15 protein-coding genes and 1 other RNA gene are annotated in these 14,554 nt (G+C 36.8%); 10 read left to right on the forward strand and 6 right to left on the reverse strand.

Annotation, left to right across the window (positions count from 1 at the left end):
• Positions 1-10 precede the first annotated feature (10 nt).
• The gene (locus tag HME9304_RS13255) at positions 11-1,738 is read right to left on the reverse strand and encodes a DNA polymerase III subunit gamma/tau (protein WP_112379039.1); all 1,728 of its coding nucleotides are present in this window, start codon (positions 1,736-1,738) and stop codon (positions 11-13) included.
• Positions 1,739-1,846: 108 nt separating this feature from the next.
• Between HME9304_RS13255 and rnpB the strand changes: the two genes are divergently transcribed.
• Positions 1,847-2,183, forward strand: an RNA gene (gene rnpB, locus HME9304_RS13260) — RNase P RNA component class A.
• Between the two features lie 68 nt (positions 2,184-2,251).
• On the opposite strand, the gene rsmD is transcribed toward rnpB, so the two are convergent.
• Genes rsmD through HME9304_RS13275 form a run of 3 tightly spaced genes read right to left on the reverse strand, consistent with a single transcriptional unit; the run spans position 2,252 to position 4,339 of the window.
• Positions 2,252-2,791 carry a 16S rRNA (guanine(966)-N(2))-methyltransferase RsmD gene (rsmD, locus tag HME9304_RS13265; protein WP_112379040.1) on the reverse strand — a complete coding sequence of 180 codons (540 nt, stop codon included), beginning with the start codon at positions 2,789-2,791 and terminating at the stop codon, positions 2,252-2,254.
• Complete coding sequence (locus HME9304_RS13270) at positions 2,791-3,624, reverse strand: DUF3822 family protein (RefSeq protein ID WP_112379041.1); 834 nt, start codon at positions 3,622-3,624, stop codon at positions 2,791-2,793. The genes rsmD and HME9304_RS13270 overlap by 1 nt, the downstream gene beginning before the upstream one ends.
• Complete coding sequence (locus HME9304_RS13275; RefSeq protein ID WP_239023279.1) at positions 3,605-4,339, reverse strand: hypothetical protein; 735 nt, start codon at positions 4,337-4,339, stop codon at positions 3,605-3,607. The genes HME9304_RS13270 and HME9304_RS13275 overlap by 20 nt, the downstream gene beginning before the upstream one ends.
• Before the next feature lie 107 nt (positions 4,340-4,446).
• Here HME9304_RS13275 and HME9304_RS13280 point away from each other — a divergent pair, with 107 nt between their 5' ends.
• The 6 genes from HME9304_RS13280 to HME9304_RS13305 are packed head-to-tail and all read left to right on the forward strand — an operon-like array spanning position 4,447 to position 9,609.
• Complete coding sequence (locus tag HME9304_RS13280) at positions 4,447-5,880, forward strand: ATP-dependent DNA helicase (protein WP_112379042.1); 1,434 nt, start codon at positions 4,447-4,449, stop codon at positions 5,878-5,880.
• Between the two features lie 30 nt (positions 5,881-5,910).
• Complete coding sequence (locus HME9304_RS13285; protein ID WP_112379043.1) at positions 5,911-6,483, forward strand: DUF4126 domain-containing protein; 573 nt, start codon at positions 5,911-5,913, stop codon at positions 6,481-6,483.
• Positions 6,484-6,494: 11 nt separating this feature from the next.
• A complete protein-coding gene (gene kdsB / locus HME9304_RS13290; RefSeq protein ID WP_206170516.1) occupies positions 6,495-7,208 on the forward strand; it encodes a 3-deoxy-manno-octulosonate cytidylyltransferase in 714 nt (237 codons plus the stop codon).
• Complete coding sequence (locus HME9304_RS13295) at positions 7,199-7,912, forward strand: HAD family hydrolase (RefSeq protein WP_112379045.1); 714 nt, start codon at positions 7,199-7,201, stop codon at positions 7,910-7,912. The genes kdsB and HME9304_RS13295 overlap by 10 nt, the downstream gene beginning before the upstream one ends.
• Entirely contained in the window at positions 7,902-9,029 is a 1,128-nt protein-coding gene (locus tag HME9304_RS13300; protein WP_112379046.1) for an iron-containing alcohol dehydrogenase family protein, read from the forward strand. Before HME9304_RS13295 ends, HME9304_RS13300 begins: the two co-directional genes overlap by 11 nt.
• A gap of 40 nt (positions 9,030-9,069) precedes the next feature.
• Positions 9,070-9,609, forward strand: coding sequence for a 1-acyl-sn-glycerol-3-phosphate acyltransferase (locus HME9304_RS13305; RefSeq protein ID WP_112379047.1), 540 nt, complete (start codon positions 9,070-9,072; stop codon positions 9,607-9,609).
• Here HME9304_RS13305 and HME9304_RS13310 read toward each other — a convergent pair.
• Positions 9,606-10,100: a hypothetical protein gene (locus HME9304_RS13310; protein ID WP_112379048.1), complete on the reverse strand. Its 495-nt coding sequence runs from the start codon at positions 10,098-10,100 to the stop codon at positions 9,606-9,608. The genes HME9304_RS13305 and HME9304_RS13310 overlap by 4 nt on opposite strands.
• Positions 10,101-10,335: 235 nt before the next feature.
• Here HME9304_RS13310 and HME9304_RS13315 point away from each other — a divergent pair, with 235 nt between their 5' ends.
• The 3 genes from HME9304_RS13315 to HME9304_RS13325 are packed head-to-tail and all read left to right on the forward strand — an operon-like array spanning position 10,336 to position 14,003.
• Positions 10,336-12,282, forward strand: coding sequence for a hypothetical protein (locus HME9304_RS13315; RefSeq protein ID WP_112379049.1), 1,947 nt, complete (start codon positions 10,336-10,338; stop codon positions 12,280-12,282).
• A complete protein-coding gene (locus tag HME9304_RS13320; RefSeq protein ID WP_112379050.1) occupies positions 12,279-13,106 on the forward strand; it encodes a DUF2490 domain-containing protein in 828 nt (275 codons plus the stop codon). The genes HME9304_RS13315 and HME9304_RS13320 overlap by 4 nt, the downstream gene beginning before the upstream one ends.
• A gap of 21 nt (positions 13,107-13,127) precedes the next feature.
• Complete coding sequence (locus tag HME9304_RS13325) at positions 13,128-14,003, forward strand: MORN repeat-containing protein (RefSeq protein WP_112379051.1); 876 nt, start codon at positions 13,128-13,130, stop codon at positions 14,001-14,003.
• A 58-nt stretch (positions 14,004-14,061) separates the two neighbouring features.
• On the opposite strand, the gene HME9304_RS13330 is transcribed toward HME9304_RS13325, so the two are convergent.
• On the reverse strand, positions 14,062-14,493 hold the full coding sequence (locus HME9304_RS13330) for an RrF2 family transcriptional regulator (RefSeq protein WP_112379052.1): 432 nt from the start codon (positions 14,491-14,493) through the stop codon (positions 14,062-14,064).
• Between the last annotated feature and the right edge of the window lie 61 nt (positions 14,494-14,554).

A 14,554-nucleotide genomic window follows, 5' to 3' on the forward strand; every position in this document is an offset into this window, starting at 1 on the left:
AAAATAGGTATTAAAAATCCAAATCAAACTCTTTACGTAAGACATCCAGCGCAGGATTTTTTTCTCGAAGTTTTTGATATTTTTCCTCTGGAGTAAAAGCAAATTTTTTGGCAATGATTTCATTCACGGTAATCTGAAGTGAAATAGAGTGATTGTTCAATTTCTGCTTTAGATGGTCGAGCATTAGACTTTGCTCTATTTCCACTTCTTTTTTCATGGTATCGTTCGGCAGTTCTATCCAGACAATATGATCATTTTTTAATTTGGGGGTATCTGTTTGGAGATTACTGGCCAATATTTTCCGTCCTTTTTTTTCGAGTAGTTCCACAAAATCGTTCCAATGTTTTTGCATATCCATTTCTGTAAATGGTTCCTTTGGAAGTTCTTCATGCCCAATGACCGGCGCCTTTATATTTTCATGCTCCTTTTTGGCCTTTATACTTGATAGCGATAACCCGGACACTCGATTGTTCTGAGCTTTCAGTTTTATTTTTTTTGGAGGTTGGGCAGTCTCTAGGGGTTGGGGTGTTCTATCGATTTGTATATCTGGTGGTTTATTTAGGTTTTTCTGTACAGATTCTTGTGTTTCTTCAACATTTTCAGCTGATTGAGAAGTATTACGGGTTGTTTTTGTAGTGAAAAAAGAAGCAGGGACTATAAAATCAAACTTTTTTTTTTCTCCATCAAAAGTGATGGAAGCAAGTTTCATAAGGGTAAGTTCTACAAGTAAGCGTTGGTTTTTACTTGTCTTGTAATTTAAATCACAATCGTTTGCCATGTCCAAAGCTTTTAGCAAAAACTCTTTAGTGGCTTTTTTTGCCTGTCCACGATATTGATCTTTAACATCATCGCCAACTTCCAATAAAGCGAGTGTCTGCTCATGTTGACAAACCATTAAATCCCTAAAATGAGACGCAAGGCCTGTAATGAAGTGATGGCCATCAAACCCAAGTGACTGTGTTTTGTTGAACAAAAGCAGTACATCTGGAATATTGTTTTCCAAAATCAGGTCAGTACTTTTAAAATATGTGTCATAATCAAGTACGTTCAAATTTTCGGTTACTGCCTTTCTCGTCAATTGCTTTCCTGAAAAACTGACTACTCTATCAAAGATGGACAAGGCGTCCCTCATGGCACCGTCCGCTTTTTGTGCAATAATATGGAGCGCACTTTCTTCTGCTTCTACTCCTTGTTGTTGTGCTATATACTTCAAATATTCTGCAGCATCCTTTACTGTTATCCGTTTAAAATCAAAAATTTGACAGCGTGAGAGTATGGTGGGGATAATTTTATGCTTTTCCGTGGTTGCCAGAATAAATATGGCATGCTTTGGAGGCTCTTCGAGCGTTTTTAAAAAAGCATTGAAGGCCGATTGCGAAAGCATATGTACCTCATCAATAATATATACTTTGTATTTACCGACTTGTGGAGGTATGCGAACTTGATCTATAAGGTTTCGTATATCATCAACAGAATTATTGGATGCAGCATCCAGCTCAAAAATATTAAATGCAAAATCTTCATCTTCTCTTTCAGTACCATCTTGATTTATCTGTTTTGCCAATATACGCGCACAAGTAGTCTTACCCACTCCTCTTGGACCGCAGAACAATAGGGCTTGGGCCAAATGATTGTTATCTATGGCATTGAGCAAGGTATTGGTAATAGACTCCTGGCCCACGACATCTTTAAAGGTCTGGGGACGATATTTTCGGGCTGATACTACAAAGGGCTCCAAATCAGGAAAAATTTTGTATTACTACAAATATAAAAATAGCGATCAGCATAGTTGCCCATGCATAACAAAGTAGCCTATTATTTATTAACAATTACTTTACCTTTGTTACCGGCAGGCTACCTTATCGCCCCTGATTATTATCGGGGGAGGAAAGTCCGGACACCAAAGTGCAGCATAGCGGGTAACGCCCGTCCGCCAGTAGGCGAGGACCAGTGCAACAGAAAGCAAGTACAGTTAGGCTGTAGTGAAATCAGGTAAACTCTATGCGGTGAAACGTCATGTAAACCAATGTTTAAGGGCTGCACGCCCAAATTGGAGGGTAGGCGGTTGGAACTTTTGGGTAACTAAAAGTCTAGATAAATGATAAGGATGTTCTACTTTTTCCTGGAAGAGATTCTAGATTAAGTCTGAATAGACAGAATCCGGCTTATGGCCTGCTTTTTTATGAAATCTAAAATTTTGAATTGAATTTTGATAACTGGATTAACGCTAAGTATTACCAATACATCATGTCTATATATTTTCAAAAAAACTAAAAACGTTTCCTCCGTATTTTCTTTTTTCGGTAAAGTATTGAGAAAGAGATAAATCAGTTTGCGTGGAATGTTCTATAATTAAAAGGCCATCTTCTGCTAAAAGCTCTTTTTCAAAAACTGATTTAACAATAGTATTAAAATCATCGGCTCCCAAATTATAGGGAGGATCGGCAAAAATAATATCTGATTTTTGTTTAACCCTGTGCAGATACTTAAAAACGTCAGATTTTACGGTAGTAATTTGAAAATCCAACTCCTTTGCGGTTTTTGAAATGAATTGAATACAGCCGGCATCACTATCTACAGCAACAATTTCAACATTTCCCCTTGAAGCAAATTCAAAACTTATATTGCCCGTCCCTGCAAATAGGTCGATTACCTTACTATCATTTAAATGGAAACGATTGTTGAGGATATTGAAGAGCGCCTCTTTTGCCATATCCGTAGTAGGTCTAACGGGAAGTTTCTTCGGTGCTGTAATTCTTTTGCCCTTGTATTTACCTGAAATGATTCTCATTAAAGCGCATTAAGGACCGTAAAATCAATTGCTTGACTTTCCAAGTGTTCGATTGGAAACAATGGATTGGTCGGAATAAAAACAGATACATTTTTTATATATCTATGGCATAACCCATAAATGGCATCATCTTCTTCCACGAGACCAAATAGTTTTAAATGTATATTTTCTAAATTCAATTGTAATTGCTCTAAGCTGAACAATAAATAATAAAGAAAATCTTCATTGGTCTTGTACTCAAAATGATTGTAAAAAAGTAACTTTTTTTCTGAAATGATTACCACTTCCATTTCTTTTTCAGAAACTTGGACATAGCAAATTGATGCTTTAATCGTTCTACTTTGTTTTAATAATGTCGCTATTAAAACAGTACCGCTATGTTTAAATTCAAACTCGCCGAACAAGTCAAAAATATAATTGTTCACATTGGTAAATGGGATGTACACATTTATTATATCATGATTGGCTATCTCGTCATAAGCTATTTGATCATTTGCCATTATTTTGGCGTTGAATTTTAGATAATTTGGAAGTTCTTCTTTGTTGAACAGGGCTTTGGGAACTAAACTGAACAAGCTATTCTTATGGATTACCACAACTTCGGAAAAATCATGACCGATGTTCTTTCCTTGATTTAATATAGATTTTAATTCCTTTAATATCAGGTACGGGGTGGAAGAAGTTTTAAAATGTATTCTTTCTGAAGCCAGTATCTTATTTGAAATGGTATCTAGGGAGCAAAAAGAAAGTCCATTCAGGCCAACCTGAATGGACAATTTTTTAAAGGCGTTATTTGGTTTTGTCTGCGTTATTTTAATTGATTTTTCTATCATAGATCGGTGGCCAATTACCGTTTGAGCTAACATCGGTAAGGGAACCTACTTTAATTTCGGTACCATTTACTTCTTCAACGCTTTGGTGTGCATTCTCTCTTGCTAAGAGATCCTTTGGCTGATCGTAAAGGATAATGTCTTTCTTCACTTTTGCTTCAAAAACAGGCGCCTTGTAACCTTGTTTGTCGATAATATCAGCTTTCATCTCAAATTTCTGGTCTTCTTGCGCGTACGGAACATCCATCATGGTTTTGTAACTGAGGTCATCTTTGAACAATGAATCTCTAACTTTGATGAATCCCAGAGTGTCGATTATAATGGTGTCTTTTTGTAACTCAATTTGATAGGTTTTGTCAAATCGCATAAAGGACGAATCTCTTTGCTGTGTAATGGTATAGCTTCCAGTATCGATAAATTTTATAAGGCTGTTGAAATCCTTGGCATATTTACCGTTCACTGTTTTGTAAGCTTCTTGGGAATCCCTAATATCCTTGAGCTTTGCAATAACTTGGGAGAATCTTTCCTCCCTAACCTTATTGAATTCAATCGGAGCATTGATGGATTGATAAATCAAATACCCAAGGAAAATACTTAAAAGTCCAAAAACTATAATAAGAACAGGCTTTATTTTCTGAGGTAAAAATCTATCAATCAAAAATACGAGGCCTACGGTCACAAGGCATATAACTAAAACGATAATGATTAAGTTTAACATACTAATATTGTCTTTCTGAGTTAATTTAGCGGTTACAGACAAATCTACAATTTTTTTTTAATCACGAAACTTTTTGCTTTAAAAATCCACGCTATCTTTAGAAGCTTATGAATGATCTTACACCATCTGGATTTTTAAAAATTTTAAATGAAAAATTTCCTCATCAACCTACTTTAAAACAGGCTCTTGCCTTACAAAAACTTTCTACTTTTACATTAAATGCCAAACAGGAAGAAGTTTTTTTGCTAACTGGATTTGCAGGAACGGGTAAGACTACAATTGTTGGGACCATTGTCAATAGCCTTTGGAAAGTTAAGATGAGCGCTGTTTTGATGGCTCCAACTGGCAGGGCGGCAAAAGTTATGTCGGTATATTCCGGTAATAAGGCATTTACCATCCACAAAAAAATATATTTTCCCAAAAAGCAGTCTAGTGGCGGTATTCAATTTGTTTTGGCCCCAAACAAACACAGGAACACTATTTTTATCGTTGATGAAGCCTCAATGATTCCTGATACTCCAGCGGATTCAAAGCTTTTCGAGAATGGGTCTTTGCTCGACGACCTTATGTTCTACGTGTACTCCGGCCATAATTGTAAACTACTGTTGATTGGAGATACGGCACAATTACCACCTGTGAAACTGGACTTGAGCCCCGCTTTGGAGGAACATAGACTTTCTTTGAACTATAATAAGGATGTTGAATTTTTGGAACTGGATGAAGTGATGAGGCAGACCAGTGACTCAGGTATTCTTTTCAACGCAACTAATCTTCGTGAACAATTGCAGTCACAATTTTTTGATGAATTCAAATTTGAAATAAATCCATTTAAAGATATTGTAAGATTGATCGATGGTACTGAAATCCAAGAAGCTATAGATACATCCTACAATCAAAACGGAAAGGAAGAAACTACGATTATTGTTCGGTCCAACAAAAGAGCGAACCTCTACAATCTAAATATAAGGGAGCGAATTCTTTTTTTGGAGAATCAATTGGCTGTTGGCGATTATATGATGGTAGTCAAGAATAACTACTTTTGGTTAAGGCCCAACTCAGAAGCTGGTTTTATTGCAAACGGGGACATTATTGAAATATTGGAATTGTTTTCCATAAAAAATCTGTACGGATTTTCGTTTGCCGAAGTGAAAGTAAAAATGGTGGATTACCCAAACCAGAGACCCTTTGAAACGGTACTGTTATTGGATACGATAAGTGCAGAGACCCCATCTCTGTCTTATGAAGAAGGTAATCGCCTTTATCAAGAAGTCTTAAAAGATTATGCACATGAAAAGTCCAAGTATAAAAAGTTTTTAGGAGTAAAGAACAATAAATTCTTTAATGCACTACAAGTAAAATTCTCTTATGCCATTACTTGTCATAAGTCTCAAGGGGGGCAATGGAACACTGTTTTTGTAGAACAGCCCTACTTGCCCAACGGTGTGGACAAAGATTATTTAAGATGGCTGTATACGGCAGTAACAAGAGCTAAAGAAAAACTATTTCTAATAGGGTTTAAGGATGATTTTTTTCTTGACTAGGAATACCCTATTTTAGTCAAAACCATAGGTATGTCACCAGATACCATTATTAGTATTTTTTTAGGAGTAGGCCTGGCCGCATCTGTAGGTTTCAGGGTATTTTTACCACTTTTTGCCTTAAGCTTTGCGGCATATTTAGGCGTTTGGGAGTTGAACGAAAATTGGCAATGGATTGGTAGTTTGGTTGCATTGATTACTTTGGGAGTAGCTACCCTTGTAGAAATTTTCGCTTACTTCATACCTTGGGTGGATAATCTACTTGACAGTTTAGCTGTTCCATTGGCTGCTATCGCAGGAACAGCTGTAATGGTTTCTACCGTCGCCAACCTAGATCCTGTAATTACATGGTCATTGGCAATTATTGCGGGTGGGGGAACAGCTACTGCTATCAAAGGCGCAAATGCTGCAGGAAGATTGGCCTCCACGGCAACTACAGGTGGATTGGCAAATCCCATTGTTACAACAATAGAAACGGGAACAGCAGCTGTGGTTTCTACGGCATCGATATTAATACCGCCAATTGCCGCCATTTTAGTAATCATAATTTTATTCATAACCTTTAGAATATACCGTAAATTGCGACCCAAAAAAAAAATTAAGTGAGGACAATAGCAATGATACCGGCCAGATATCAAGCTTCAAGATTTCCTGCAAAACTTATGCAGGATTTGGGAGGAAAACCAGTTATTGTTAGAACTTATGAAGCTGCTTTACAAACCAAGTTGTTTGATGAGGTTTACGTAGTAACGGATAGTAAAATTATTTTCGATACAGTATCGGCTATTGGCGGACAGGTAATCATGAGCAAAAAAGAACATGAAAGCGGAAGTGATAGGATTGCGGAAGCGGTCATGGAAATGGACGTGGATATTGTAATCAATGTTCAAGGAGATGAGCCTTTCATAGATGGAAAAAGTTTACAAAAAGTCATTCAAGTATTCAATAAAGACCATACCAAGGAAATAGATTTGGCCTCTTTGATGACTCCAATTACCGATTGGGAGGAAATCTCCAATCCAAATACAGTAAAGGTTATCGTCGACAACCAAGATTTTGCATTGTACTTTTCGCGTTCCCCCATACCGTACCCAAGAGATAATAATGTTGATGCCAAATATTATAAACATAAAGGAATCTATGCTTTTAGAAAAAGAGCTTTGCTCGATTTTAAACATCTACCAATGTTACCTTTGGAAGCCAAGGAAAAAATAGAGGCAATACGGTTTCTTGAGTATGGAAAGAAAATAAAAATGGTGGAAACAGATGTTTCGGGTATAGAAATTGATACACCGGAAGATTTGGAAAGAGCAAAGAAAGCATGGAAATAGATTTTAAAAATATAAAGGTCATAGGTTTTGATGCGGACGATACATTATGGGTCAACGAAACCTATTTTAGGGAAACCGAAGAGCGTTTTGCAGAGTTGTTGGAAGGTTATGAGACCAAGAACAAAATTGACCAAGAACTTTTTAAGATGGAAATGGCAAACCTGGAACTTTATGGTTACGGCATAAAAGGCTTTATGCTTTCCATGATAGAATCCGCATTGGATTTATCCAACTATAAAGTACCACAAGAAACCATTTCAAAAATTTTGGAATTGGGAAAAAAAATGATTTCCCATCCTGTTGAGTTACTGGACGGAGTAGAGGAAGTACTGGGTAAATTGGAGAACAAGTATCGATTGATAGTACTCACTAAAGGAGATTTGTTGGACCAAGAGAGAAAACTGGAAAAGTCGGGCATTTCCAAATATTTTCATCACGTAGAAGTTCTCAGCGATAAAAAAGAAAATAATTATAGTAATCTTTTGGAACATTTAGAGATTGATGTAGACGAGTTTTTGATGATAGGAAATTCTTTAAAGTCAGATGTATTGCCTATATTGAATATTGGGGCAAGAGCCGTTCATGTACCTTTTCACACGACTTGGGCACATGAGATGGTGAATGATCCCCAACAAGTAAACAACCACTTGAAACTGAACAGCCTTAAAGATATTTTGAAATATTTGGAAATTGATGAAGACTGAAAACAATTTGAAGAAAAACGAAATAAATCTAGGGTCCAAGACAACCTATCGTAATTTTCCGATGGTACCAAGAGTGGTTTTTGGACAAGGCTGTTTCAATCAACTAGGGGATATTTTAATGTCCAAGAGACGAAACTCCGATGCACCATTTATCTTTCTAGTTGACGATTATTTCGAAAAAAGTGAAAATATTCTTCCTATCCCTTTACTGTTTAACGATGTGGTGATATTTATATCAGCAGAGGAAGAGCCTAAAACAGGGCAAGTAGATGCATTGGTTTCAGAAATTAGGGAATCTTTTGACGAACTCCCTTCTGGAATCGTAGGCATTGGGGGAGGAACACTGCTCGATTTGGCAAAGGCCGTGGCCATACTCCTAAATAACAAAGGACAAGCAAAAGATTACCAGGGCTGGGACCTAGTGAACAAACCATCTATATACCATGTGGGAATACCAACCGTAAGCGGTACTGGAGCAGAGGTATCCAGAACCACAGTACTTTTGGGACCTGAAAAAAAATTGGGAATTAACTCAGACCATACTACATACGACCAAGTAGTCTTAGATCCAGAATTAACTAAAACGGTACCTAAAGATCAGTGGTTCTACACGGGTATGGATTGTTTTATCCATTGTGTCGAATCTTTAAATGGAACCTATTTAAACGCATTTAGTCAAAGCTATGGTGAAAAAGCGCTTGACCTTTGCAAAGAAGTATTTTTGGATGATATTCCCGATCATGAATCAAGGGATAAATTAATGATGGCTTCTTGGCATGGGGGTATGAGCATAGCCTATTCTCAAGTGGGTATTGCACACGCTATGAGTTATGGTCTTTCCTATTTACTGGGAATAAAACACGGTATTGGTAATTGTCTGGTTTTTCAACATCTAGAAGAATTTTACCCAGAAGGGGTCAAACTCTTTGAACAAATGTTACAAAAGCATAATATAGTATTGCCCCAAGGCATTTGTTCCAATCTGACCCAAAATGATTTTGATACGATGATCCATGTCTCTTTAAGTATGGAGGCATTATGGGAAAATGCCTTAGGTAAGGACTGGAGCAGTCAAATGACACCAGAACGCTTGCAAGCTATCTATCAGAAAATCTAAATGTCATTGTATTATTTCATTGATTTTCGAAAGGACTTACATGCATAGACTATCCAAATTTTTATATTTTAAGGTTCTAGGGTGGAAGCTTGTCGGCACATTTCCAGATGTGGATAAATGTGTGGTCGCCGTAGTTCCCCATACCCATTGGGTTGATTTTTTTCTGGGACTCTTGGTCAGAAAGGTAATCGATAAAGAAATCAATTATATAGGCAAGAGAAGTCTTTTTAAACCGCCTTTTGGATGGTTCTTTAGATGGACGGGAGGGGCACCTATAGACCGTTCCAAAAGTTCCAATACCGTTGAGAGCGTTGTTGAAATTTTTAAGAAAAGAAAGATTTTTAGATTTGCATTGGCTCCTGAAGGTACCCGAAAAAAAGTTACCGAACTAAAAACAGGATTCTATCATATAGCGCAAAAAGCAAAAGTTCCAATAGTTGCCGTTGCGTTCGATTTTGGAAAAAAACAGGTAAAATTTTCAGATGCTATACATCCAACAGGCAATATAAGAGAGGACTTTAAAGTATTCCATGATTTCTACAAAGGTGCTATTGGGAAAGTTCCTGAATATAGCTTTTAGATTTTTTTCAAAATCTTTGGTTTTTGTTTTTCTTTTTTCCTGGTATTTCCTGGAAAAACCATGCCAGTGCTTGAATAGGAACTCCCAAAAGTAAGCGCTGCGGCATACACTTGTTTTATTGCATCTTGAATTTGATGTTCGGACAGTTCCCTTAAAGGATGTATAAAAACAGACCAGATAACTTCATCGCTCAGTGCATACTTTACGTCCAAGACAGAGTGAAAATTTGCCACCATGGCGTTCAATAACTCCTCTTCTCCAATTTCTTCTCGTTTTACAATAGGTGAGATGATTCGCATGCGGTTTGCATTTTCATCAAAAACACAAATGAAACCAACATCATTTATCAAAAACTGATATGAGTTCCCCTTTATTTTAACCGTGTCAGCCTCTTTTTCAATAATATCATAAAGAATCTTGGAAGTCATTTCCTGTGAATGAACAACATCGAAAACCAGTAATATGGCAAGTAAGAGAAACAAATTGCGCATGGAAAGTTATTTTGTTTTTGGTCGGTGATCCATTACACATATTACAATGGGGAGGATTATATTTCTTTGAAATTAAAAAAAACCATTAATGAAGTTTAAATTGTTGAAAATACTATAAAGACGGTTAAGCATAATCTTTTTTCTCATATTCTTCGTATAAATGAAAAGATATTTTGCTACGGTTTTTGCCAATACCTTCAATTTAGTTTACATTGAACCAATATAATACCGAACATTGAATAACCTCGATTTTAGAAATATAGCGGTAGTACTTCTCACTTCCTTTTCTTTTTTGGCGCATTGCCAACAAAACATCACTTTTAATGATAGCCTCCAAATAGGAAAATACAAGGGAGTAGCTAAATTTGAATATAAAATAATAGAAAGTGATACTTTGTTGGATGGCCCTTTTTTAATGCGGCGTTCAAGCCTTGGCGCCTTATTGAAAAACGGAGACTATTCTTTTCTGTTCAAAGGAAATTTTAAGGACAATTACCCAAGTGGATATTGGGATTTTGAATTTGGCAAATTCCAATCAGATAGTATCACCAAAGTCCTGGATTACCAATACCTGCTCAATATTACGGGAACACAAGAAAGCGCCAGGGGAGAATTAATCAATGGTAGACCCAATGGAATATGGTCCATAGAAAAGAATGAAATAGAAGACTCTAAAATCAACAGGACTCTTTTTAAGAGCACTATCGATTTTAAGGATGGAGTGCCACAAAAAAGCTTTCGTATCGAAAATGACGGTAGCACGCTCGTAGGTAGATTTTTAAGGAATGGATTGGCTCATGACGAGTGGACGCTATATTCCGAAAACGATATTGGCTTAGTTGAGAGTTGGTTCTTTACAAATGGTCGTCTTCGAAAGGTTGAAACAAATGTAGAGGGAGAATTAAACACGGTTGATTTTTATACCAAGGAAATACTTGACCCAAAAACCATCATTTTAGATGAAAACTATCTAAAAATCCTCAACATCATAAAAAAAACCAAGGATACTTTTAATTTATCACAAAGTCCGATAAACACAACATTAAAAGAAAATTCTGCTTATTACAGAAAGATAGATGAAATCTTATCCAAACTGGGAAAATCAGCTTTTTATCCAAAGTTTAAGGTTAAAGTACCTTACTATCCATTGGATTCTATGCAATCCGTTCTGTTGGATTCGGCCAAAGTACTTTATAAAAAATCCAGGCAGGTAAGTGAATCTTTACTCGGCAATACGCAATTGAATATTCTTAAGATGGCTGATGATAATGCACTTTTTTTTCATTCAGTTGTAGATGAGATATCCAAAAGGTTTTTGGACCCGTTAGCGGAAATTCTTGAGTATCATGAATCAAATATTCTTCAATATGTTTCGCTCGATGAATTGGTTTCACATGTTTGGCCAGATGGCAAACCTTCCGATCAAATAATTATAAATGTAAAAGAGAAAGGAAGTAGGACTTTTAGAGGATTCCGTGCGACGAATTTCAACATCAATGAAAATAGTGCAACAGCTATACACGAAATGGCAAGCTATGCTTTTACCAATATAGATTCCATTCATGGAATTTTAAATGAGAGACTGACAAAAGATAAAAGGCAACAGGAGTTTATTGCTTTGGAGGAACAAATTATAGCTCAAGTAAACCAGCTCAACAAAGATTTGGATTCATTGGTGGAAGGGCTGCCCCAGCGTTACTTACAAGTTTTTGACAAGATAAAATCCATTGCCAACGAAAATCTTTCAGAATACTCTAAAATGAATGAAACCCCTGCGAAGAGGGAACTTGGAACACAGCTTGTCAACTGTTTTAAGTCGATGGATGCTCTCACCAAGGCCTTGGCACAACAACCCAGTAGGGCAAAAGACATTGAAGACAAATACCAAGACGCAATTTGGAATCCTTTCATGGCGACCATAATGAACGAAGAAATCAAAAAACGTATAACCACAGCATACCAGAAAATTCTTGTCCCACATATATTGAACAGCATAAAAAAAGATCTTGGTTGCGACAACGTTGATAAAATGGTTTTACTGCTCAATAATGCCCATCTACGTATGTTGGAAATGCGTGATGAAGATACCTCAAGATTGGAACGGAAACTTAAAAGGGAACAAGATCCATTGGTAATAATACAATTGTTCAATTTAGAACCCCTTGGCCAAACAGAGCAATGAAGCAACTTTACCATATCCCGGTCTATTTATCGGTCTTGATTTTATCGTGTTTCCTATCTTCTTTGTCGGCACAAGAAGGAGAGATGCTCCCTGAGAAATCAGAATTTAAAGATCCTAACACCAGAGTTTGGTTCAATACATACGGCAATATCCGTATATCCAAACGATTGTTCTGGGATGCACAAACCCATTTTCGATTTCAAGAGACGGAGGACACGCCTTTTATTGGTCAAATAGGACAGATTTACAATCGGCATGCTATCGGATATATCTATTCAAAAAAAATCAATTTTAGCCTGGGTGGGGTAGTGCGGATAAATTTCAATACCGATGAAGATTCAATAGATCGCAACGTTGTTCCCGAGTGGCGTATTTGGCATCAATATCAATTTGCACAGCCATTGTACAGTGCCATGATATATCACAGAATTAGAATAGAACATAGATGGACCCAGGGGTTTGAAGAAAACAGTGAATATATCTTTAGAAATAGGTGGCGATACATGTTCAGGGCCAAAATACCTTTGAACAACAACAAATTGGTCCCAGAAACACTCTATGTTTCACCCGAAGCCGAATTAATTATGCAAAGCGGTAAAGAGGTTGTTGGGAGTGTAATGGAAGATTTGCGTTTGACAACTACTTTAGGCTATATCCTAACTCCCAGGCTAACAGTGGCAGCGGGATTAATGTATTCACAGGGACAGAGTTTAGAGAATGCAGGCATCTTTAAGCAAGGTTGGACCATGCGTTTTCATGTTTATTTCTCTCCGGATATCAGAAAAGTTAAAAATAAACTTCCAGCCATCCATTTGGACGATTAAGCTTGTATAATTTTATGGATTATGAACAAGGACACAAATACGAAAAGGAGAAAAATTATAACTGTAACCGTTATCATCACATTAATATTAATAGCGGTTTACGGTCTTTTTAAGGTCAATATCCTAAAAAAACAAATAGAAGATGAGAAGCGTATTACTTCCGATATGTCCAAAAAAGTGGCCGAGTATGATGAATTGCTCCAAATAGATTCATTATTGGTGAAAGGAGAATACGATGCTGCGATAAATGCTTATAATTCTCGGTGGTCAGATAATGATATAAAAGAAGCTTCAGGAGTGCAGTTGCGTATCGACATTGCCAAAAAGTTATCAAAATTAAGAAACGGTGAGCAACTTTCTGAAGTTTCCTTAATGGAACAAGATTCCTTGGATTCCATTCAAAATGCACGGCTCTCCAGAATTCCCAAAGAAATCAAACAATATGATTCATTGAACTTTGTTCTGGAAAAGGTTAAGGTACAGTTGGCCAGTACCAAACGACAATTACAGCGGAAATCCTTTGGGGAGTATATTACCTTCACCAATAAAAAGGGAAGTCAGTTTCACTATGTGGGGGAAGTAAAGAAAAACAAAGCCAACGGCTATGGAATAGCCCTGTTAAATACTGGTAGTCGTTACGAAGGGGAGTGGAGGGATAACCAGCGTCATGGCCAAGGCAATTTTTATTGGATTGATGGCGAACATTATTCAGGGAGCTACTTAAACGATCAACGCAATGGAAAGGGCACTTATTTTTGGCCAAACGGTGAAAAATATATTGGTCAGTGGAAAGACGACAAGCGAAACGGGGTAGGTGTTTTTTATGGAAAGGATGATGAGGTAGTTACCCAAGGGGTTTGGAAAGATGACAAATTGGTTGAAGAAGATAAAAAGTAAGTATTTATATAGTATCAGTCTGAAATAAGTATCGAATCAAAAAATACGATTGTCGCTGCTAAAGTGGTAAAACAGAATCTCCATTCTGTATACTTTTAACTAAATCTTCCAAAGAATTTTCCTTGAGATTCTTGATGAAATTTGTTTTGGCATCACCTACCAAATGATGAATGGGACAAGGATGATCTTCATCACAATCCCTTACGCTGAGCATACACGAGTTCAATCGGCTATCGCCATCTATAACCTGTACAATATGTATTAAAGGAACTTTTTTATTCTCCGGCGTTAGATAGAATCCTCCGCCAGGCCCCCTTATTGAAGATACGATTCGGTGCTTTGATAATTCTTGCAACAATTTGGACAGATAGGCTTTTGGAATATTGGTGGGACCACTGATATCCTTTGCCAAAACCTTCTTGTTTTCAGAAGAATTGACTGCAAGATAAAGTACTGCCCTCAAGGCATATTTGGTAGAAGTGGAGAGCATGAACTTTTTTTTAGATAAATATAAAGATTAAAAGAGTTTTTTATCTTTTATATGATAAATA

The organism is Flagellimonas maritima, assembly GCF_003269425.1.
Taxonomy (GTDB): Bacteria; Bacteroidota; Bacteroidia; order Flavobacteriales; family Flavobacteriaceae; genus Flagellimonas; species Flagellimonas maritima.

Excerpts from the sequence above, each read along its gene's own strand:
- rsmD (WP_112379040.1), bottom strand. The coding sequence starts at position 2,791 with ATGAGAATCATTTCAGGTAAATACAAGGGCAAAAGAATTACAGCACCG.
- HME9304_RS13270 (WP_112379041.1), bottom strand. The coding sequence starts at position 3,624 with ATGATAGAAAAATCAATTAAAATAACGCAGACAAAACCAAATAACGCC.
- HME9304_RS13275 (WP_239023279.1), bottom strand. The coding sequence starts at position 4,339 with ATGTTAAACTTAATCATTATCGTTTTAGTTATATGCCTTGTGACCGTA.
- HME9304_RS13280 (WP_112379042.1), top strand. The coding sequence starts at position 4,447 with ATGAATGATCTTACACCATCTGGATTTTTAAAAATTTTAAATGAAAAA.
- HME9304_RS13285 (WP_112379043.1), top strand. The coding sequence starts at position 5,911 with ATGTCACCAGATACCATTATTAGTATTTTTTTAGGAGTAGGCCTGGCC.
- kdsB (WP_206170516.1), top strand. The coding sequence starts at position 6,495 with ATGATACCGGCCAGATATCAAGCTTCAAGATTTCCTGCAAAACTTATG.
- HME9304_RS13295 (WP_112379045.1), top strand. The coding sequence starts at position 7,199 with ATGGAAATAGATTTTAAAAATATAAAGGTCATAGGTTTTGATGCGGAC.
- HME9304_RS13300 (WP_112379046.1), top strand. The coding sequence starts at position 7,902 with ATGAAGACTGAAAACAATTTGAAGAAAAACGAAATAAATCTAGGGTCC.
- HME9304_RS13305 (WP_112379047.1), top strand. The coding sequence starts at position 9,070 with ATGCATAGACTATCCAAATTTTTATATTTTAAGGTTCTAGGGTGGAAG.
- HME9304_RS13310 (WP_112379048.1), bottom strand. The coding sequence starts at position 10,100 with ATGCGCAATTTGTTTCTCTTACTTGCCATATTACTGGTTTTCGATGTT.
- HME9304_RS13320 (WP_112379050.1), top strand. The coding sequence starts at position 12,279 with ATGAAGCAACTTTACCATATCCCGGTCTATTTATCGGTCTTGATTTTA.
- HME9304_RS13325 (WP_112379051.1), top strand. The coding sequence starts at position 13,128 with ATGAACAAGGACACAAATACGAAAAGGAGAAAAATTATAACTGTAACC.
- HME9304_RS13330 (WP_112379052.1), bottom strand. The coding sequence starts at position 14,493 with ATGCTCTCCACTTCTACCAAATATGCCTTGAGGGCAGTACTTTATCTT.